Origin of the sequence: Rhodococcus sp. BH5, from assembly GCF_027583855.1 — a bacterium.
GTDB classification, from domain to species: Bacteria; Actinomycetota; Actinomycetes; order Mycobacteriales; family Mycobacteriaceae; genus Rhodococcus_F; species Rhodococcus_F qingshengii.
In genome coordinates this window covers 341,409-360,624 of sequence record NZ_JAJHVW010000004.1, presented here as the reverse complement: position 1 = coordinate 360,624, position 19,216 = coordinate 341,409, and the positions used below count along the sequence as shown (strand labels likewise).

The window sequence follows — 19,216 nt, the reverse complement described above, 5'->3', positions numbered from 1 at the left end:
GCGTTCACATCGCGAGCCTAACCGGCCCGGCCGACACAGGTGAGCGGACGAATAATCGGACGCGCGTACCAACACTTCGACCTCTGCCAGCTAAATTGAACCCTGTGCGGGCCTCATACAGAGCAATAGCGGTGACCATCCGCAGCCGGTGGCCCCTCTATATGCTCTCCATGCTCGCAGCCAATCTGATCGGCGCGGTACTGGTCTTTGCCTTCGTCCGGTACGGCGTGCCGATCCAGGAGTCCGACGCGATAGTTGCCGACCGGGTCCGCAACTTCGCGATCTTCGGCGTGTACCTGGCATTCGCCGGCGCCGTCAGCCTCACGGCGGCGGCGATGATGTTGAAGTCGGTCATTCGCTGGCGGCTGCGCGGGGGTCCACCGACGAGGTCCGAGCAGATGGCGGCACTGCACGCGCCGCTTCGCCAGGCCATCGTCCACCTGGTGCTGTGGATTCTGGGCGGCATCATCTTCGTGTTCCTGACCATCACCGAGATGCCCGGACTCGCGATCGCCGTGATCGTGACGGTCTGCATGGCCGCGACCACGACCTTCGGGTTCACTTACATGCTCGGCGAGCGCATTTTGCGTCCGGTCGCCGCCCAGGCCTTGAGCGAGGGCGAATTCGATCGGACCATGGCGCCTGGCGTCGGAACCCGGCTGGCGATGACCTGGGGTCTCGGCACGCTGATGCCCGTCGCAGGCATCATCTTGCTGTGCTCGACGCAGCTCACGACCGATCTCGAGTTCTCCCCCGACTCGCTCGCGTGGGCGATCCTGCTCATCTCGATCATGGCGATCGTGCAGGCCTTTGCGCTGTCGATGCTGACGGCTACCCAGATCTCCGATCCGATCCGCCAACTGCGACGCGCCATCGAGCGGGTGCAGCGCGGCGCCACCGACGTACGCGTCGAGGTGTTCGACGGCAGTGAGATCGGCCGGCTGCAGGTCGGCTTCAACCGCATGATGAAAGAGTCCGACGAACGTCGTCTGCTGCGTGAGCTGTTCGGTCAGCACGTCGGCGAGGACGTGGCCCGGCGCGCGTTGAAGTTCGGTACCGAGCTGGGCGGCGAAACTCGATTCGTGGCAGTTCTGTTCGTCGACATGGTCGGATCCACCGGTGCCGCGGCCGAGCGCCCGCCGGGTGAAGTGGTCGAGCTGCTCAACGAGTTCTTCCGTGTGGTCGTCGACGTCATCGATCGTCACCATGGTTTTGTCAACAAGTTCATGGGTGATGCGGCACTCGCCATCTTCGGTGCACCACTCGATCGGCCCGACGCTCCGACGGCAGCCCTCGCTGCGGCTCGCGAGCTGCGGTTCAAGCTCAACGACATCACCGGCCTCGACGTCGGAATCGGTGTGAGCGCGGGGCTCGCGGTCGCCGGCAACATCGGTGCTGCCGAACGTTTCGAGTACACCGTGATCGGTGATCCGGTCAACGAGGCGTCACGGCTCACCGAGCTCGCGAAACTTCGGCCCAGCCGGGTGCTGGCGTCGACGAGCGCGTTGTACTTCGCCGACGAAGAGGAACAGGCCGAGTGGGAACTCGGCGAGCAAGTCCAACTGCGTGGGCGCCGACGACTGACGCATCTGGCGTGGCCCGAAAAGTATCCAGAGGTCGATCCGGATCAAATTGGTTAGGGTGAGTCGATGGCTCAGCCTGGAAACACCCCACGGCGACTGAGACGACCACGCTCGCCCGTGGCCGAGACCAGTCGGGCCAGAGGGCGCTTCTGGTGGCTGAAGTGGGTGCTCGGGATAGCACTCATCGCCCTCCTGATAGTCGAAGGCGCATATCTCTGGCCCAGGCTAAGTGAGGCCTGGCGGGTCCTGACCGAAATCCATTGGGGTTGGGTGGCCGCGTGCGTCGCGGCCCAACTCATTTCACTCAGCGGTTACGCGTCCGTTCAACAACGTCTGCTCAATGCCGCTGGTGTGGTTGCCGGTCACCTCAAGAACCTCTCGGTCATCTATGCCAGTACGGCAATGGCGCTGACGTTGCCTGCGGGCCAGGTCTTCTCCACTGCGTTCACGTACAAGCAGACTCGAAAGTGGGGCGCTACACCGGTTGTCGCATCCTGGCAGTTGGCGATGTGCGGTGTCATCGCCGCCGCGACTCTGGCACTACTCGGCGCTACCGGCGCGGCGGCGTTCGGCACCAAGGTCAGCCCGGTGACGCTGACGATTTCGCTCGTCGGCATGGCAGCACTGTTTCTGGCGTTGCGATACATAGCCCAGAATCCCGGCAGCATCGAGCGCATCGGGCACCGAGTTCTGGCGCTGTACAACCGTTCTCGCAAGAACCCGACCGGGCGCGGTATGCACCGTTGGTCCGAAATCCTCAAGCAACTGGATTCGGTCGAGCTCAGCCGCACCGACTCGGTCATCGCATTCGGGTGGTCGGCCATCCATCGTGTCGCCGATGTCGCTTGTTTGGGTTTCGCATGCTGGGCGGTGGGCGCGGAACCCTCCTTCGCGGGGCTCCTGATTGCCTTTACCGCCGCCAAAGCAGTCGGCAGCATTCCGCTGCTGCCCGGCGGGCTGGGCTACGTGGACACCGCACTGATCACCGCGCTGACGATCGCCGGTGCCAGTGGAGCGCAGGCAATTGCGGCATGGTTTGTATATCGGATGGTCAGCTTCGTCGGGGTCGCTGTCGCCGGTTGGATCGTCTTCTTGATCACTTTCCGTGCAACCCACCACGAAGACCTCGAGATGGACCTCGAGTTCGAACGCCGCGAACAGCCGGGCGTCTAGCGTCGCAACGCTGCCGCCATGTCGTCGAGGTGTGCCCGACTGATCCGTACGGCTGCCTCCGCGTCGCCGGCTTCGATGGCGTCCACCAACATTCGATGCTCGTCCGCGTCGGGCTGGCTGTGGGGATGCAGGTCCAGAACCGCGATCAACTCGATCAACGCAGCCCGCAGACGCGGTACAAAGGTCTCGAAGAGTTCCGACAGCACGGGATTGTGTGCCGCGTCCACCACTGCTCGGTGGACGGCGATGTCGGCGTCGACGAACGCTGCGTCGCCAGAGTGCGCTGCGGCAGTTCTACCGTCGAGCGCTTGCCGCAGAGCCGCGACGTCAACGGCATCGCGCCGCTGCGCGGCGAGGCGAGCTGCTTCGATCTCGACCGCGTTGCGCACCTCGACGACGTGAAGGATCGCCTCGGCTTCGAGCACTCGGGGCCACTGATCCGGAGGCGTCGTACTCCGTAGGAAGACCCCGGCGCCCTGCCGCGATTCGAGCATGCCGAGGCCCGCGAGAGTCCGCACTGCTTCCCTGATAGTGGACCGCCCGATACCCAACTGCGCAGCAAGAGTGGTTTCACCTGGAAGTTTGGCGCCGACTTCCCATTCACCGCTCACGATCCGCGCGCGTAGCAACTCCGCGGCCTGGTCGGTGAGCAGCCGACGCTCGACGATCGGGGACACGTGAACTCCTCAGGTTGTCTGATAAGTAATTTCGTTCTAGTGTAGCCCGCATGGCTACAGGAGCACTCCTTCTCGACTGCCGCGGCGGGGCCTGAAAGACCGGCACCCCTCCGCGGGGTTTCGCCATGCCGGTCTCTCGACTCGACCGCAGGAGAAACCGAAGATGAGTACTACCCGCGCCAACCGCTGGAACAACCAGAAACCGTCACCCATGCCGTCCGAGCGCTATCGCGCCGCGTGGGATCGCGTCGACATTCCGACTTTCGAGCGGACGTGGCCGTCCAATCGCACCACCGCGGCGCCCCTGTGGGTGCCCGTCGATCTCCGTGACGGCAACCAAGCCCTCGCAGAACCGATGGACCCCGAACGCAAGCGTCGAATGTTCGAACTGATGGTGGCGATCGGCTACAAGGAAATCGAGGTCGGCTACCCCTCCGCGAGTCAGACCGATTTCGATTTCGTTCGCGACCTGGTGCGCTTCGATCTCGTTCCCGACGACGTCACTATCGTCGTATTCACTGCCGCGCGTACGGATTTGATCGAACGGACATATCAATCGATCGAGGGGCTGCCTGACGCGGTCGTCCACATGTACACGGCGACTGCGCCGACGTGGAGAAACGTCGTTCTCGGCAAGGAGCGAGAAGAGTTGCACGACATGATTTTCCGCGCCGCGCAAGACGTTGCTCGTGGCGGCGAAGGCCACGACGGCTGGCGATTCGAGTTCTCACCCGAGGTCTTCAACCTCACCGAACCCGACTACATCCTGCAGGTCTGCAACAGTCTCACCGAACTCTGGGACGCCAGCCCCGATCGCCCGGTCATCCACAACCTCCCTGCCACAGTCGAAATCGCCACCCCCAACATCTATGCCGATCAGATCGAATACATGCACCAGAATCTGGCCCGACGCGATTCGGTAATCCTCTCGGTCCACCCGCACAACGACCGCGGCACCGGCGTTGCGTGCGCCGAACTGGCAGTGCTGGCCGGCGCGCAGCGCGTCGAGGGATGCCTGTTCGGCAACGGCGAGCGGACGGGCAACGTCGACCTGGTCACACTGGGGCTGAATCTGCATGCACAGGGCGTCGATCCGGAAATCGACTTCTCCGACATCGACAAGATCCGTCGAACGGTGGAGTACTGCAACAGAATTCCCGTCCACGAACGCCACCCGTACGGCGGCGATCTCGTGTACACGGCATTTTCCGGAACCCACCAGGACGCGATCAAGAAGGGCTTCGCGCATCACTACGAGAGCGCGGAGGCTGCCGGCGTCGATCCGGGATCGGCGCCGTGGGCGGTCCCTTACCTGCCGATCGACCCCGCCGACGTCGGCCGCGACTACCAGGCGGTCATTCGTGTGAACAGCCAGTCGGGCAAGGGCGGAATCGCATATCTGCTGCAGACCGAGTACGGGGTCGAACTCCCCCGGCGCCTGCAGATCGACTTCGCCTCGCGGGTGCAGCTCGAAACCGACGACTCGGGCACCGAAATGACTGCCGACCAACTGTGGAAACTGCTGCTGCGCGAGTACGGGTACAACGGAGGAGTGCGTCGGTACTCACTGGAACACACCGCCGACGGTGATCAGTTGTTCGTTGCCATCGATCGCAACGGGCGCGAGGTCACCGCCGCGGCCAGTGCGTCCGGCCCAGTCGAGGCATTGAGCAAAATCCTGACCGAACAGGGCTCGGCCGTCGAGGTCGTCTCGCTCACCCAGCATTCACTGCCCCGCAACCCGAATTCTTCCGGGAGTGCGAATTCGGCAGTCACCATTGCAGAGTGCGTGGTGAACGGTGAAGGACGCTGGGGCATTGCGGTGCATCAGTCGGTGACAGCGTCGGCGCTTCACGCGGTCTATGGCGCAAGCACAAACACTGTGATGCAGCTCACATGATCTTGCGGAAGGATTTCCCGGGGTCCATAGTTGAAGCTACAAGAACTTGAACATTCAACTACTTATTCAGGAGCTTCCATGACCACCGCAACCTTGCCCGCATTGACCGCCGGAACCTGGGTCATCGACACCGTCCACTCCACTGTCGGATTCTCGGTTCGCCACCTCATGGTTTCCAAGGTTCGTGGAACGTTCGACGAGTTCTCCGGAACGATCACCGTTGCCGAAGACGGAACCCCCGCCGTCGAGGCCGAGATTTCCGTGGACTCCATCAACACCAAGAACGAGCAGCGCGACGGCCACATCAAGTCCGCTGACTTCTTCGACGTCGAGAAGTTCCCGAAGGCCACCTTCAAGTCCACCGCAGTGCGCTCCAAGGGCAGCGACTTCGTCCTCGCCGGCGACTTCACGCTCCACGGCGTCACCCGCGAGGTCGAGCTGAACCTCGAGTTCAACGGCGTCAACCCGGGCATGGGCCAGGGCCCCGTCGCCGGATTCGAGGCCACCACCGTCATCAACCGCAAGGACTTCGACATCTCCATCGAGATGCCCCTCGAAGGCGGCGGAGCAGTTGTCGGCGACAAGATCACGATCACCCTCGAGATCGAAGCCGGCCTCCAGGCCTAACAGCACTGTGCGCCTTTATTAACCGCCCGCGGTTAATAAAGGCGCACAGTCGTATGGTGTGAGCGTGAAGAAGTACGCACCATTCCTGCTGATCGACGCCATTCTTGTCATAATCTTCTGCGCGATAGGGCGCCGTACCCACGAAGAAGCCAATGCGCTCGCCGGTCTGGCGAAGACATCCTGGCCCTTCCTGACCGGCCTGGTGATCGGATGGGCTGCCACGTTCGCGCTCTACCGCGACAAGTTCAACGCCGTTCTCCTTGTTCCCACCGGCGTTGTCGTTTGGCTCGGCGCCGTCGTCATCGGGATGATCCTGCGAGTGTTGAGTGGCCAGGGCACCCAGTTCAGCTTTATCGTCGTCGCGACGCTGGTCCTCGGCGCGTTCCTTCTCGGTTGGCGCGCACTCGCTCCGCTGGTAGTGAGAATCCGCACCAAGTCGTAACCAAACTCCACGGCTCGGAACTACCCGAAATGCCCGAGCACGTAGGACACTTTTCGGATGAGCAACACTACGGAGCCCGTCGAACGTAGCGAGAAGGAAGACCGGGGGTTCTTCGGCCAACCCTTTGCGCTGGCGAACCTGTTCGGCGTCGAGATGTGGGAGAGATTCTCCTTCTACGGGATGCAAGGCATCCTCATCTACTACCTGTACTACAGCGTCAGCGACGGCGGCCTCGGCATCAGCCAGGCGGCAGCGACCAGCATCGTCGGCGCGTACGGCGGCACCGTCTACCTGTCGACGATTCTCGGGGCGTGGGTGGCCGACCGACTGCTCGGCTCCGAGCGCACGCTCTTCTACAGTGCTTCGCTGGTGATGGCCGGCCACATCGCACTGTCGGTTCTTCCCGGCATGTGGGGTGTCGGCGTCGGCCTCGTCATGGTCGCCTTCGGCAGCGGCGGCTTGAAGGCCAATGCGACCTCTCTGGTCGGAGATCTCTATTCCGAACAGGATGTTCGCCGCGACGCCGGATTCTCCATCTTCTACATGGGCATCAACATCGGCGGTCTTGTCGGTCCGCTGCTCACCGGAGCCGTCCAGGACGCCTGGGGATTCCACGCCGGTTTTGCTCTCGCTGCCGTCGGCATGGCGCTCGGCCTGATCCAGTACACGCTGGGCCGCAAGCATCTTCACGGAATCGGTGCCGAACCCGGCAACCCGTTGCCGGCGGACAAGCGCGCACTCTACATCGGGATCGGCATTGCCGCGATCGTCGTCGTCGCGGTCGCCTCCGTCACCGGTTTGATCACGGCGGACAACATGTCCGACGTCGTTGTCGGACTCACGATCGTCGCGTCGGTCGGTTACTTCCTCCTCATGCTCACCAGCAAGAAGGTCACCAAGGTCGAACGCAGTCGAGTCTTTGCATTCATCCCGATGTTCATTGCGAGCGCGGCCTTCTGGTCGCTGTTTCAGCAGCAGTTCACCACCGTGCCGGTGATCTCAGACAAGCTCCTGGACCGCAATCTCTTCGGTTGGGACTTCCCGCCGACGTGGGTGCAGTCGATCAATCCGGTGTTCATCATCATCTTTGCCGGTGTGTTCGCAGCGATGTGGACCAAACTCGGTGACCGTCAGCCGTCGTCGCCGATCAAGTTCGCGCTCGGCACCGGCACGATGGGTCTGGCGTTCCTGGCGTTCATCCCGATCACCGGGGGCGGACCGAACAGTGCACCGCTCCTCGGCCTTGCCGGTGTGCTTCTGCTCTTCACCTTCGCCGAACTCTTCCTGTCCCCCGTCGGCCTTTCCCTTGCAACCAAACTCGCGCCCGAGCATTTTCACACTCAGATGGTGGCGTTGTTCTTCTTGTCCGTTGCATTGGGTTCTTCGATGGCGGGAACCTTGGCCGGTTACTTCGACATCGACGACAGTCGCCCGTTCTTCCTGATCATCGGTTTCTCGTCGATCGGAATCGGAGTGATTCTTGCTCTTGCCTCGCCGTGGATCAAGAAGCTGATGCAGGGCGTGAAGTAGACGGGCTCACTTCACCCACAACCACAGAGCCAACACGAATCCCGCTATCGCTACTGCCACACGCAGTACCGATGGCGGGATTTTCTTGACGACGGGCGGGCCACACCAACCTCCGGCCAACGCGCCGAGCGCCATCGCCAACGCGGCCACCCAATGCACCTGTCCAGAGAAGGCGAAGATGAGTGCAGCCACAAGATTGGCGATGCCGAGAAAGAAACTCTTCAGGATCGTTGCACGCCACACCGTTTCGGAAGTGAGGATGAGCGTCGCAGCCAGGAAGATGACGCCGGCACCGGCACCGAAATAGCCCCCGTATACCGCGACGGCGAACAGTGCTGCGGAGTAGATTCCGGGGCGGTCACCGCCGCCGGACAACTCACGAATCTTCGGTTGCAGCAGCAGCGCGAGCGAGGCGAACACGACCATCGCCGGCACAACGGATTCGAACGAACCTTCCGGTGCCAGCCACAGGATGAGGGCACCGATGATGCCACCGGCCGCCGAATAGAGAGACCAGCGAACAAGTTTCGGACCGGTATCGGCAACTTCACGGGACGAGTTCGCCAACGCTCCGACGCCGACGGCCACCAACGCGACGGTATTGGTCATGTTCGCGCTGACCGGTGAGAGCCCGACGCTCAGCAGCGCCGGATACGAAACGATCGATGCAAGACCGGTGACAAAACCGACTAGACCGCTGAAGAATCCCGCTACGACGAGGAAAAGGAAATCGAGCAGGTTCACGAACCAGGAATCTACTCGCGGTGCCCGGTACTACTTGTCGGCAGGCTTGCCGAGTTCCTGGAAGAGCTTGTCCGTCATCTGCATTGCTCGATCACCGCCGTCGGCGTCTGCGACGAACACCGCGAACGCGAAGTCTCCGCGTGATCCGTAGAACCAGCGATCGTCACCGCTCGCTGCACCGGCCGCCATCATGTCCGGGTACCCAGCCAGTCCGCCGGCGCCTCGCATGGCGTCACGCAGACGATTGTTGACGTCGCCGGGCAATACCGTCGGCGTGACGTCGGCGGTAGCCGGTTGTCCGAAGACCATCATCGGCATCGGGGCACTGCCGCGGGCGATCGATGCCGCGAGCATCGCCATTCCGAACGGAGTTACCGTCGGTGTGCTCGCGTCGTTGGACGTCTTGTTGGCCATGACGTTGTTCATCGCCTGGTCCACGCCGGGGCGGTTCGCGGCAAGCACTGCTGTCTGCTGTTCGAGTCCCTGAATGTGGAAGCCGTTGCCGAGTCCGAGTTGCTGCCCGGTGTCGGCCAACTGCTCGGGTGACACGGCGCCGGGGTCGACGCCGTTCTGCATCGACGATGCGAGACGGACCAGATCGAGGGCGCCGCCGGCCGGGCGCAACCCGGTGAAGGCGATCGGGCCCTGTTCGATGGCCTGATTGTTCTGTGCGGCAGCCAGAATGGCGCCGTCCGACGGGCGGATCGCGACGATGGCCGCAGGAGTACCTGCACTGACGACAGCTTCGATCGCGGCGAGTTGAGCGTGCGAGTCGAGGGTCGCGGCGACGTCGGGCCCGGGAGGTCCTTGGAAGCCGGCTTGCTTGATCGGGAATCCGTTGGGCTCGACCAGATTGACCGCCCAGCCGGCGGTGGCGTCGCGATTGGCCTGCCACACGGTCCGCAGTGGGTCCAGCAACGGCGAGTTGATTCGACGGTCGGAGGCGATCAGCTTGGGTGTCTTGACCACGACGACACCGGGGATCGCAAAATCGCTTTCCAGGTAGGCGTAGTCGGGATCGCGGAGCAGTACGGCGGTGACGGGCTTGCCGGGGTTTGCGGCGAGGTCGGCCAACATCGACTCCGAAGTGACCAACGGGGCGACAGGTTCGAGCACCGTGGCGAGGCGACGAGTGGTGTCGACGGGGTCCGGCATGGTGGCCGGGTCGAGAGTGATCGCGTTGATGGTCTGCTCGTTCATGAGCAGGGTGCCGGTGCTGTCGACTACCTTCGGCGGCGCTGCGTCCGTGCGGGTGTACGAAACGGTGCGACCGTTGCCGAGGTCGGGGACGAGGACCGACGGGTCCCAGGACACACGCCAGCCGACCGACAGATCACGAACCTCACCCTGCGACTGGTAGCTCCAGTCCTTGCCTTCGCCGAAGTTCCAGGACGCGTCGAGTGTGAAGAGTCCGGAGTCGCTACCCAGATCCATGACCTGAGCGACGTCGAAGTCGGTGGACTTGGCGGCCAGTCCGTCGAACATCTGCTGGATCGACGGCCGCGCCGCGTTGGGGTACGACGTGAGCGCCGCGGCAGCTTCGGCGTCGTGGTTGTTGAGGGCGGTGACGAAGTCCTCCACCACCGAGGCGGCGTCGGATTTCTTCTCCCCACCGATGACACACGACGCGAGCGCCACTGTCAGAACGACAGCAGTTATCGACGCAACGACATATTTTCCACGACGGTTGTGCTGTCCTCCGGGCCCCATGCATGTAACTCTTTACTTCTGTCACACGAGTAACAAGCACGGGATGCCTACGAACGTGTCACGGTTGAGCTACGACGGTGTGATCCAACTGCAACGGAAAACAGGTTTCAGCGCAGAAAAGTGCCCGCTACCTGCACTGCAGGCGAAGAGCTGTCCGCACCCGCGATGAATACCGCAAATGCGAGGTCTCCCTTGATTCCGACGAACCACCCATGTGCCGGGCCACCCTCGGTTTCGGCCGTGCCGGTCTTGCCGAGAAGCCCCGGAATGTCCTGCAACGACGTCGCCGTACCGCCTGTGACGGTCTCGCGCATCATCACCCGCAACTGTTCGGTCACCTCCGCGGGAGCCGGTACAACGGTCTGATCTGCCACGCCGGGCTGTCCCTTGACCAACATCGGCGCGGGTGTCGTTCCGTTGGCGATCGAGGCCGCCACGAGAGCCATCCCGAAGGGCGTGGCGGTCACCGTGCCCTGTCCGATCGCGGACTCGACGCGTTCGGCGGGGGTGTTCGCGTCAGGGACGTTGCCCGTCACCGTCGTGAGTCCGGGGGTGACGTAGTCGACGCCGAGCCCGAACTGCAGCGCCGCTTTGTGCAGAGCATCGGCGGGCAGACCGACGGCCATCCTCGCCATTGTGGTGTTGCACGACTTCGCGAACGCGGTGTGCAGCGGAACCGATCCGAGGTCGAACTCGTCGTCGTTGGGAATCTGACGGCCCTCGATGTTCTCGGTACCCGGGCACGGCAGAACGGTGTCCGGTGTAGCGACGCCGGCTTGCAGGGCCGCGGACGTCGTCACGGTCTTGAACGTCGAACCCGGTGGGTACAGGCCGGTCAGAGCGATCGGGCCCTGTGCGTCGGCGGGGGCGTTCTGGGCCACCGCCAACACCGCTCCGGTCGACGGCTGCAGCGCAACGATCGCCGCCTGTTGTGTCACCCCGGCGAGCGCATTCTCGGCCGCGAGTTGCATCGGTCGGTCGATCGTTGTCGCGATGTTCGGAGCAACCGGCCCGTCTTGGCCGGCGACGGTGGTGACGGTTCCGTTCTGCTTCACCTGCTGTACCGCCCAGCCCGCGGACTTGTCCTGCCCCTCCTGCCACAGATCGGACAACCCACTGAAAGTCGGCGACGCCAGAGTTTTGTCCACCGAGAGCAACCGAGCCTGCGGCGCCAAGCTCACTCCGGGAATCGCCGCCAACCTCTCCTCGATCGGTGCAAGATCCTCGGCCCGCAAAGTGATTGCGGTGACCGGCTTCCCACTTGCCGACGCAAGATCGCCGCTCAGCGATGCCGCCGTGATCGTCGGTGCGATGGGCGAGAGAAGGGCCGCCACGGCTGCCGTGTCCACCGGGGGCACCGCGGCGGAATCGAGATTGACCAGCGTCACCACCTGCTGCTCCATGATCGGCTGGCCCGCCGCGTCCAGCACCGACGGCGGAGCACCGGTGGTGGGTGTGTAGCGCAAGGTCGTCGAGGAGGTCAGGTCCGGAGCCAACAGCGCCGGGTCCCACTGAATCAGCCAGTTGTCCCCGCTTTTCGACGCGTTTCCCTGCGTCGAGTAGTTCCAGTCCTGACCTTCACCGAACTTCCACGCCGCATCGAGTGTGAACGTCCCCGCAGAATCACCGGACTCGGTGGCGTCGGAGACGGTGAATGTTCCCTCGTCCTTGCCCAGCCCGTCGATCAGAGCCGAAATCGCAGTCGACGCCGCCGCCGGATCGGTGGTCAGGGCTGCCGCCGCTTGCACGTCATCGGAGGTGAGCGCGGAGGCGAACTCCTCTGCCACTGATTTCGGCTGGTCAGGGCCAGAACTGCAGGCAACTACCGATCCTGCGGCCAATACCCCCAGAGCCACGGCAGCCACGGGACGACGGAAAGTTCGGAAGCTCTGACGAGCGTGTGAAAGGCGCACGACTCCGATCATGCCCGAATTTGTGGCGCCAGTTCGACTATCGGTGTAATCATGTAATCAGTGCAATAAACGCACGCGACACTCCACCAGCTCTCCGAGGAGAACGCCATGAAGAACTCACAAAACTCCGGCGACCGCAGGTTCGGCCGTCCCGGAGGTTGGCAACAGGCTTCGGTTCCCGACGCGAGTGATGCGTCCGACTGGTTTGCCGGTCGACTTCCAGATGACTGGTTCACCGGAACGGCCGACGTCCAGGTCGACCGCGAAGAAATCGTCGTGATCGGTGAACTCCCCGCAGTCGACGGTGGCGAGGCCGCCGCGGACGGAAGGATCTCACGCTTTCGCGAAACCACGCGCGCCGACCGGATGCGCATCGCCGACGAGGCCGAGGCTCGCTACGGGCGCAAGGTCGCCTGGGGTGTACGTCTGGACGAAAAGACCGTCCTGTTCACACATCTCGCAGTTCCGGTGATGACACGACTACGTCAGCCCGAACGCAAGGTTCTCGACACCTTGGTGGACGCGGGAGTTGCTCGCTCCCGAGCGGACGCTCTCATGTGGACAGTCCGGTTGGCGGGCAAGCACAGCGAACAATGGCTCACCGAACTCCGCGAAGCGATGTCGAAGGTCGACGACCTCCGATCCGAGGGTCCGAAAATCTGACGGCCCGAAAATCTGAGCACCGAACACCGACGAGACCGACAGCACAGAATAATTCGATTGCACGGGACCGTTCGAGTGTTCTAACCTGGAACACGAATCATTCCCGACAGAACAGGAAACGGGCCGTTGCTCCTCTAGAGGTTCATCACGCGAAGGCACTCGCACCCATCAGCACTTGCTGAGCCGGGCGCACAGTCCAAGCACCCTCTGGAGTACTCATGACCCAATCCCATCTTTCTCTGTCGCTCTCGGATCTCACCTTCATCTGGCCGGACGGCGAATCAGTCTTTTCCCACACCAATTTTGTATTCCCCAGTGGCCGTGTCGGTCTCGTGGGACTCAACGGATCGGGAAAGTCGACTCTGCTGCGGTTGATCGCGGGAGAGCTCTCACCGGAATCCGGATCCGTGACCGCTTCCGGCGAGGTCGGCTACCTCCGTCAGGACATCACACTCGATCCGAGCGTTCGGGTGGATGACATCCTCGGTATCCACGAACTCCGAAACGCATTGCACCGCATCGAAACCGGCGACGGCTCCGAATCCGACTTTGCGCTCGTGGACAACAACTGGGATATCGAGGAGAGCGCCCTCTCCACCTTGCATCGACTCGGCCTCGAGAAGGTGGTTCCGGATACCGCAGCATTGAGCCGAACTGTCGGCACCCTCTCCGGCGGAGAGACCGTCTTACTCGGCTTGACCGCAACGCTGCTGAAGAATCCACAGGTACTTCTCCTGGACGAGCCGACCAACAACCTGGATCGCGACGCTCGATCACGAGTTCATGCTGCAGTCCAACAGTTTCCGGGAACCGTGCTGATCGTCAGCCACGACCGGGAACTGCTCGACACCGCGGAGTACACGATCGAACTACGTCGGGGGGATCTACGCGTGTTCGGCGGCAACTACTCGCACTACCAGGAGGTCGTGACCGCTGAGCAGGAAAACGCACTCGCCACCGTTCGCGACGCCAAGGCCGATCTGGCAAAGCAGAGCCGCGAGCTGATCGACGCTCGAACGAAACTGGACCGGCGTAAGCGCTATGGGCAGAAGATGTTCGAGAACAAGCGGATGCCGCCGATCATCGCGCAGACACGAAAACGTCAGGCCCAAGTTTCAGCGGGAAAGCTGGCCCTCAACCATATCGGGAAGGTGGACGAGGCCAAGTCTGTCCTGTCGGAGGCAGAGGAACTCCTTCGAGACGATCGCGAGATTCGTCTGGATCTGCCTGCTACAGAGGTTCATCCGGGGCAGCAGGTTGCGCGGCTCGACGAGGTGACGTTGCGGAGCGGCCAAGTGGTATCGCTCCAGATCACCGGGCCGGAGCGGATTGCGATAGTGGGACGCAACGGAATCGGCAAGACGACGTTGCTCGATGCACTCGCCGCGTCGACTCCGTTCGTAGCCTCTCGTGCGCTCCCCCAACGTCTCGACGTGTTCGACGAGGACCTCTCGGTGGCGGACAACGTCGCGTTGGCCGCGCCACACGCGACAGCCGAGGAAATTCGCGGGCAGTTGGCACGGTTCCTTTTCCGGGGAACGGATTCCGACGTATCGGCATCCGCACTCTCCGGCGGTGAACGATTGCGTGCGGCGTTAGCCACGATCCTGCTGGCCGAGCCCGCGCCCCAGCTGCTTCTTCTCGACGAGCCGACCAACAACCTGGACCTACCGAGTCTCGCCCACCTCACGCAGGCACTTTCCGATTTTCGCGGCGCCATGGTGGTGGTGAGTCACGATCTGCCGTTCCTTCGCGGCATCGGCATAACGCGATGGATCAGCATGGACGAGACTGGTATTCGAGACATCGATCCCGAGTAGGCCGACGGTTGACGCTGTCGGTGCTCGACGGTCTGGCCTACCGTGGGGCGATGTGCCTTCACCTCGACGCAACCGCCGCGCTGTCGCTCGCAGGTTGGGTTCGCGAAGAACCCACTCGATCGGCCTCTGCCCCAGTTCCGCAACCACTGGTCGGCGGTTGTGACCAACTCGTAGTGTGGGCGAGTTCGTTCTCCGTACTTGCCAGCTCCGACGACCAGGTGTGGTTTCTCTCGGCGGAGAACTATGCCGGTGGCGTTGGCGTCAGCGATGAGGCGTTTCCCTGGAATGCGTTCCGGCACGAGAGCCTGGCGGTCGCTTCCGGGCCGGCGGAGCGCGCGGCGATCAACGCCTTCTGGTCCACTCACCTCCCGGTCCTGCTGTCGGTGCGCAATGGGTACGAGTACTTGGCGCTCGCACCCGACGGTCAGGTTGTCCGTGGAGGAGAGCCGGAGTTCGAGGAGGTCACCATCGTCGCCGCTGATTTCGAGGCTCTGATTCGGGGCATAGCCGCAGGCGTCAGCACTGCAGACCCCTCCACCGATGCATTGCTTGGAACAGTGGGTACTGCCCCGCCGGGCAGTGACCGGTAGCTCTGGGGGAGGCCGAGTTGACGGCCCGACTGTTCGTGAGAGTCCACGCCATCCGTCGAATGGGACCGGACGACTACTCGAGTTCACGTGCGTAGCAACTGGCACCCATACTGGACGGGTGTTGCACGACGTGAGAAATCCGGTGGACGGTGCGCGGATCACCTATCAGATCGTGGGCGATGGCCCACCCCTGTTGATGGTGCACGGCACAGCGTTGTCGCGCTCCATCTGGCGTGGCTTCGGGTACGTCAAGGCACTTCAGGAGCAATATCGTCTGATCCTCGTCGACATGCGGGGTCACGGACGCAGTGACAAACCACACGACTCCGATTCGTATGCAATGGATCTGGTGGTCGGCGATCTCCTGGAGATCCTCGACACGGAGTCTCCGTTCGAACCGGCACACGTCCTCGGATACTCGTTCGGCGGACGCTCGGTGATGTCGCTGACAGTCGAGCACTCCGAACGGGTGCGATCGCTGACCGTCGGGGGCGGTAGCAGCCGACCGATGACGGGCGCGTTCGACGCATTGTTCTTCCCGGGCTGCATCGACGTACTCGAAAGCGGCGGTATCGAGGGATTTCTGACCGGTTGGGGCGTGAGGCGCGGCAAACCGGTGGATCCTCAGACTGCGACTGCCTTCCGAATCAATGATGCCCTCGCGCTCGCTGCCTACATGCGCCGCGCAGAGAAGGAGCACGGCATCGACGACGCCGTGCTGCAACGGATCACCACACCGGCGTTGTTGTTCGTCGGATCGAGAGATCGCGAGCGCCTGCCGGATACCGAGCATCTCGCGTCGCTGATCCCGGACAGTGCCTTGACTGTGATCGAAGGGGCTGACCACGCAAGCGCAGTCGCAGACTCCGATGCTGTACTGCGTGCGCTCATTCCGTTCCTCAGCCGACAGTAGTCCGCCTTGAACCTCTCGCTACTGCGATGTGAGCACTCTCGACTCCAGCGCGGTCACCGGTGGTTGCCGCAAGTCCAAGCGCCTCAACAACTGGGCATTCGCGGCAACGACCACAGTGGATACCGACATCAGGATTGCTCCGACCTCCATCGGCAGCACGAACCCGACGGGCGCCAGTACTCCCGCAGCGAGGGGAACCGAGATCGCGTTGTATCCCGCTGCCCACCAAAGGTTCTGAACCATCTTCCGGTAGGTGGCGCGGGAGAGCTCGATGACCGAGCTCACCGAACGCGGATCATCGCTGGCCAGAACAACTCCCGCCGACGCGATCGCCACGTCGGTTCCGGCACCGATCGCGATGCCCACATCCGCCTGGGCGAGTGCCGGCGCATCGTTGACCCCGTCACCGACCATCGCCACGCGGTGGCCCGCAGCCTGAAGCCGAGATACCTGCGCTCCCTTGTCCTGCGGAAGCACTTCGGCGAAAACTTCGTCGATCCCGAGCCTGCGAGCCACCGAATGGGCCACGGCCTCCGCGTCTCCGGTGACCATGGCCACCCGCACACCGCGAGCATGGAGGGCGTCGACGGCCAATGCTGATTCCGGGCGAATCTCGTCGGCCAATGCCAATGCGCCGATTACCTTCTCGTCACGCACTACATGCAGGACGGTCGACCCGTCACTGAGCCACTCTTCGGTCCCCGGGATCGCGGTGGCCCCGACCGATCGCAGCATCCCCGGTCCGCCGACACCGACGCGTGCACCGGCGACGTCCGCAGCAACCCCGATCCCGTTGTGCGCCTGAAAGTCGGAACCCGAAGTGAATTCGAGCGACAACTCCCGCGCCGCCGCGACGACGGCGCGCCCGAGTGGATGTTCGCTGTCGAACTCGACGGCAGCCGCTGCGCTGAGAACGTCGTCATCGGAATACCCGTCGACACCGCGTACACCGACCACTGCGGGCTCCCCCTTGGTGAGAGTGCCGGTCTTGTCGAAGAGAACGGTGTCTACGTTACGCATCGCCTCGAGGGCCATGCGGTCGGTGATCAAGATCCCAGCCCGAGCCGCCCGTTCCGTCGCGATCGAGACGACCAGTGGAATCGCCAACCCGAGCGCGTGCGGGCAGGCGATCACCAGAACGGTGATCGTCCGGGTGACTGCGCTCTCCGGGGTGCCCCAGATACTCCAGGCGATCGCGGTCAGCACTGCCGCGCCCAGTGCGTACCAGAACAGCAGAGCAGCGGCCTTGTCCGCCAACACCTGCGCGCGACTCGACGAGTTCTGGGCTTGTTCGACCAGGCGCCGGATACCGGCGAGCGCGGTGTCTTCTCCCACGGCGGTGACTCGAAGCCGAAGTGCCGAGTCGGTGGCTACCGTGCCGGCCACCACCTGATCTCCGACAGTCCGGCGGACGGTCTTCGACTCGCCTGTAATCATGGATTCGTCCATGTCGGCGCTTCCCTCGACCACCGTTCCGTCCGAGGGAACACGGGCGCCGGGACGAACTATCACCAGGTCGCCGGTCGCCAGAGCTGCGGTGGGCACGGTTTCCACCGATTCCCCCACCACCCGTTCTGCCTCGTCGGGCAGCAAAGCGGCAAGTGAATCCAAGGCGCTCGATGTCTGACTGAGCGAACGCATCTCGATCCAGTGGCCCAACAACATGATCACGATCAGAAGCGCGAGCTCCCACCAGAAATCGAGAGTGTGATCCACCCAGTGCAGACTCGCAGCCCATGACGCGAAGAAGGCCACGGTGATCGCGAGCGCGATCAACAGCATCATTCCCGGCTGCCGAGAACGGATTTCGGCAACAGCGCCGGTGAGGAACGGCTTGCCACCCCAGAAGTACATCACCGTGCCGAGTACCGGTGAGATCCATTCCACCAGAGAGTTTTCCGGCAGTGTGTACCCGACCAGATCAGCGAACATCGCGTCTGCCGCAACGACCGGAACCGCGATGACCAGCATGACTGCAAACAACGTCCGGAACTGTGCGACGTGATCCCCGTGACCACCGTGTGCCCCATGCTCCATCTGGCCATGGCTCATCTCGCTATGGTCCATCTGGCCATGGTCCATCTGGCCATGGTCCATCTGACTGTGATCCATGTGGCGGTCATCCCCTCGCGTGTGATTGCAGCACAGCACCGGTCAAGCCATCAGCCTCGAACGTATGCCCAGGTAGCCACCCGAGCAAGGTCACGCGGCCAAGGCCTCCTGTTCAACTCCCCTTCAACATCGCTTCCATCTGAGTGATTTCCGCCTGCTGACCGGCAATGATCGCTTCTGCCATCTTCTCCGCCGACGGGTCGAGCCCGTTGTCGAGTTCGGTCTGGGACATGGTGATGGCACCCTTGTGGTGCTCGATCATCATCGTCAGCCACAACTTGTCGAACTCCGCGCCACTGGCATCGGTGAGGGCGGTCATGTCGTCGGCCGACATCATTCCCGGCATCTCGGCCATCCCGACGCCGTGTCCCGCGTGCGCCGACTCATCCATGCCCTCCATCGAACTCGACGAAGGCTCGGGGCGTCCCCACTCCGTCAACAATTCGGTCATCTGAGCCATCTCCGGGCCTTGCGCTGCCTCTATCTGCGCTGCAAGAGAGAGAAGTTCGGCATTGTCGGTTCGACCGTCGACCATTCTGGCCATGTCCAATGCCTGCGCGTGATGCGGGTACATTCCTTCGAGAAACTCGATGTCGGCGGCATTGACACCCGCAGGAATCTCCGACTGTGCTGCGACGCTGGTTGTTTCGGAAGAATGGTTGATGCTCTCCCCGGAGTTGTCCGAGCATCCGGCAATCAACAGTGCTGCCGCTGCCACAACCGGAACGAACCGCGCGGCGCTCTTCCTGACCGTCAAAGACATGTTTTCACTCCCGAGAATTGATTCTGTTCGATATGCACTGCACCACAATTGATTTG

The 19,216-nt window shown here is 63.0% G+C and carries 16 protein-coding genes; 10 read left to right on the top strand and 6 right to left on the bottom strand.

Annotation, left to right across the window (positions count from 1 at the left end; translation table 11 throughout):
* The first annotated feature begins 161 nt into the window (after positions 1–161).
* Positions 162–1,640 carry an adenylate/guanylate cyclase domain-containing protein gene (locus RhoBH5_RS13340; RefSeq protein ID WP_003945952.1) on the top strand — a complete coding sequence of 493 codons (1,479 nt, stop codon included), beginning with the start codon at positions 162–164 and terminating at the stop codon, positions 1,638–1,640.
* A gap of 9 nt (positions 1,641–1,649) precedes the next feature.
* Positions 1,650–2,756 (top strand): TIGR00374 family protein, encoded by a 1,107-nt coding sequence (locus RhoBH5_RS13335; protein ID WP_058039159.1) that lies wholly within the window; start codon positions 1,650–1,652, stop codon positions 2,754–2,756.
* On the opposite strand, the gene RhoBH5_RS13330 is transcribed toward RhoBH5_RS13335, so the two are convergent.
* Positions 2,753–3,433, bottom strand: a complete 681-nt coding sequence (locus RhoBH5_RS13330) for a FadR/GntR family transcriptional regulator (protein ID WP_007734477.1) — start codon at positions 3,431–3,433, stop codon at positions 2,753–2,755. The genes RhoBH5_RS13335 and RhoBH5_RS13330 overlap by 4 nt on opposite strands.
* 163 nt (positions 3,434–3,596) lie before the next feature.
* Here RhoBH5_RS13330 and RhoBH5_RS13325 point away from each other — a divergent pair, with 163 nt between their 5' ends.
* The 4 genes from RhoBH5_RS13325 (at position 3,597) to RhoBH5_RS13310 (ending at position 7,932) form a co-directional block, all read left to right on the top strand.
* Positions 3,597–5,333 (top strand): 2-isopropylmalate synthase, encoded by a 1,737-nt coding sequence (locus RhoBH5_RS13325; protein WP_270008400.1) that lies wholly within the window; start codon positions 3,597–3,599, stop codon positions 5,331–5,333.
* A gap of 78 nt (positions 5,334–5,411) precedes the next feature.
* Positions 5,412–5,960, top strand: coding sequence for a YceI family protein (locus RhoBH5_RS13320; RefSeq protein WP_003945643.1), 549 nt, complete (start codon positions 5,412–5,414; stop codon positions 5,958–5,960).
* Positions 5,961–6,024: 64 nt separating this feature from the next.
* Entirely contained in the window at positions 6,025–6,402 is a 378-nt protein-coding gene (locus tag RhoBH5_RS13315; protein WP_042920346.1) for a DUF3054 domain-containing protein, read from the top strand.
* A gap of 57 nt (positions 6,403–6,459) precedes the next feature.
* Positions 6,460–7,932, top strand: a complete 1,473-nt coding sequence (locus RhoBH5_RS13310) for a peptide MFS transporter (RefSeq protein ID WP_003945468.1) — start codon at positions 6,460–6,462, stop codon at positions 7,930–7,932.
* 6 nt (positions 7,933–7,938) lie between these two features.
* On the opposite strand, the gene RhoBH5_RS13305 is transcribed toward RhoBH5_RS13310, so the two are convergent.
* The 3 genes from RhoBH5_RS13305 to RhoBH5_RS13295 all read right to left on the bottom strand — a co-directional run bounded on the left by RhoBH5_RS13305 (position 7,939) and on the right by RhoBH5_RS13295 (position 12,311).
* The gene (locus tag RhoBH5_RS13305) at positions 7,939–8,676 is read right to left on the bottom strand and encodes a sulfite exporter TauE/SafE family protein (RefSeq protein WP_003945554.1); all 738 of its coding nucleotides are present in this window, start codon (positions 8,674–8,676) and stop codon (positions 7,939–7,941) included.
* 30 nt (positions 8,677–8,706) lie between these two features.
* Positions 8,707–10,386 carry an NTF2-like N-terminal transpeptidase domain-containing protein gene (locus tag RhoBH5_RS13300; RefSeq protein WP_064074132.1) on the bottom strand — a complete coding sequence of 560 codons (1,680 nt, stop codon included), beginning with the start codon at positions 10,384–10,386 and terminating at the stop codon, positions 8,707–8,709.
* Between the two features lie 107 nt (positions 10,387–10,493).
* Positions 10,494–12,311, bottom strand: coding sequence for a penicillin-binding transpeptidase domain-containing protein (locus tag RhoBH5_RS13295; protein ID WP_270008399.1), 1,818 nt, complete (start codon positions 12,309–12,311; stop codon positions 10,494–10,496).
* A gap of 96 nt (positions 12,312–12,407) precedes the next feature.
* Between RhoBH5_RS13295 and RhoBH5_RS13290 the strand changes: the two genes are divergently transcribed.
* The 4 genes from RhoBH5_RS13290 (at position 12,408) to RhoBH5_RS13275 (ending at position 16,285) form a co-directional block, all read left to right on the top strand.
* Positions 12,408–12,962, top strand: coding sequence for a hypothetical protein (locus RhoBH5_RS13290; RefSeq protein WP_003945732.1), 555 nt, complete (start codon positions 12,408–12,410; stop codon positions 12,960–12,962).
* 218 nt (positions 12,963–13,180) lie between these two features.
* Positions 13,181–14,782 (top strand): ABC-F family ATP-binding cassette domain-containing protein, encoded by a 1,602-nt coding sequence (locus RhoBH5_RS13285; RefSeq protein WP_162114325.1) that lies wholly within the window; start codon positions 13,181–13,183, stop codon positions 14,780–14,782.
* Between the two features lie 8 nt (positions 14,783–14,790).
* On the top strand, positions 14,791–15,372 hold the full coding sequence (locus RhoBH5_RS13280; RefSeq protein WP_228401920.1) for a hypothetical protein: 582 nt from the start codon (positions 14,791–14,793) through the stop codon (positions 15,370–15,372).
* 142 nt (positions 15,373–15,514) lie between these two features.
* Entirely contained in the window at positions 15,515–16,285 is a 771-nt protein-coding gene (locus RhoBH5_RS13275) for an alpha/beta fold hydrolase (protein WP_003945805.1), read from the top strand.
* 18 nt (positions 16,286–16,303) lie between these two features.
* On the opposite strand, the gene RhoBH5_RS13270 is transcribed toward RhoBH5_RS13275, so the two are convergent.
* Both RhoBH5_RS13270 and RhoBH5_RS13265 read right to left on the bottom strand, forming a co-directional pair.
* Complete coding sequence (locus tag RhoBH5_RS13270) at positions 16,304–18,382, bottom strand: heavy metal translocating P-type ATPase (RefSeq protein WP_099697079.1); 2,079 nt, start codon at positions 18,380–18,382, stop codon at positions 16,304–16,306.
* A gap of 127 nt (positions 18,383–18,509) precedes the next feature.
* Complete coding sequence (locus tag RhoBH5_RS13265; protein ID WP_054188009.1) at positions 18,510–19,160, bottom strand: DUF305 domain-containing protein; 651 nt, start codon at positions 19,158–19,160, stop codon at positions 18,510–18,512.
* Between the last annotated feature and the right edge of the window lie 56 nt (positions 19,161–19,216).

Bases quoted from the DNA above. Each gene is read 5' to 3' on its own strand.
- RhoBH5_RS13335 (WP_058039159.1), top strand. From the start codon at position 1,650: ATGGCTCAGCCTGGAAACACCCCACGGCGACTGAGACGACCACGCTCG.
- RhoBH5_RS13285 (WP_162114325.1), top strand. From the start codon at position 13,181: ATGACCCAATCCCATCTTTCTCTGTCGCTCTCGGATCTCACCTTCATC.
- RhoBH5_RS13295 (WP_270008399.1), bottom strand. From the start codon at position 12,311: ATGATCGGAGTCGTGCGCCTTTCACACGCTCGTCAGAGCTTCCGAACT.
- RhoBH5_RS13270 (WP_099697079.1), bottom strand. From the start codon at position 18,382: ATGGACCATGGCCAGATGGACCATGGCCAGATGGACCATAGCGAGATG.
- RhoBH5_RS13265 (WP_054188009.1), bottom strand. From the start codon at position 19,160: ATGTCTTTGACGGTCAGGAAGAGCGCCGCGCGGTTCGTTCCGGTTGTG.
- RhoBH5_RS13340 (WP_003945952.1), top strand. From the start codon at position 162: ATGCTCTCCATGCTCGCAGCCAATCTGATCGGCGCGGTACTGGTCTTT.
- RhoBH5_RS13310 (WP_003945468.1), top strand. From the start codon at position 6,460: ATGAGCAACACTACGGAGCCCGTCGAACGTAGCGAGAAGGAAGACCGG.
- RhoBH5_RS13325 (WP_270008400.1), top strand. From the start codon at position 3,597: ATGAGTACTACCCGCGCCAACCGCTGGAACAACCAGAAACCGTCACCC.
- RhoBH5_RS13290 (WP_003945732.1), top strand. From the start codon at position 12,408: ATGAAGAACTCACAAAACTCCGGCGACCGCAGGTTCGGCCGTCCCGGA.
- RhoBH5_RS13320 (WP_003945643.1), top strand. From the start codon at position 5,412: ATGACCACCGCAACCTTGCCCGCATTGACCGCCGGAACCTGGGTCATC.
- RhoBH5_RS13300 (WP_064074132.1), bottom strand. From the start codon at position 10,386: ATGGGGCCCGGAGGACAGCACAACCGTCGTGGAAAATATGTCGTTGCG.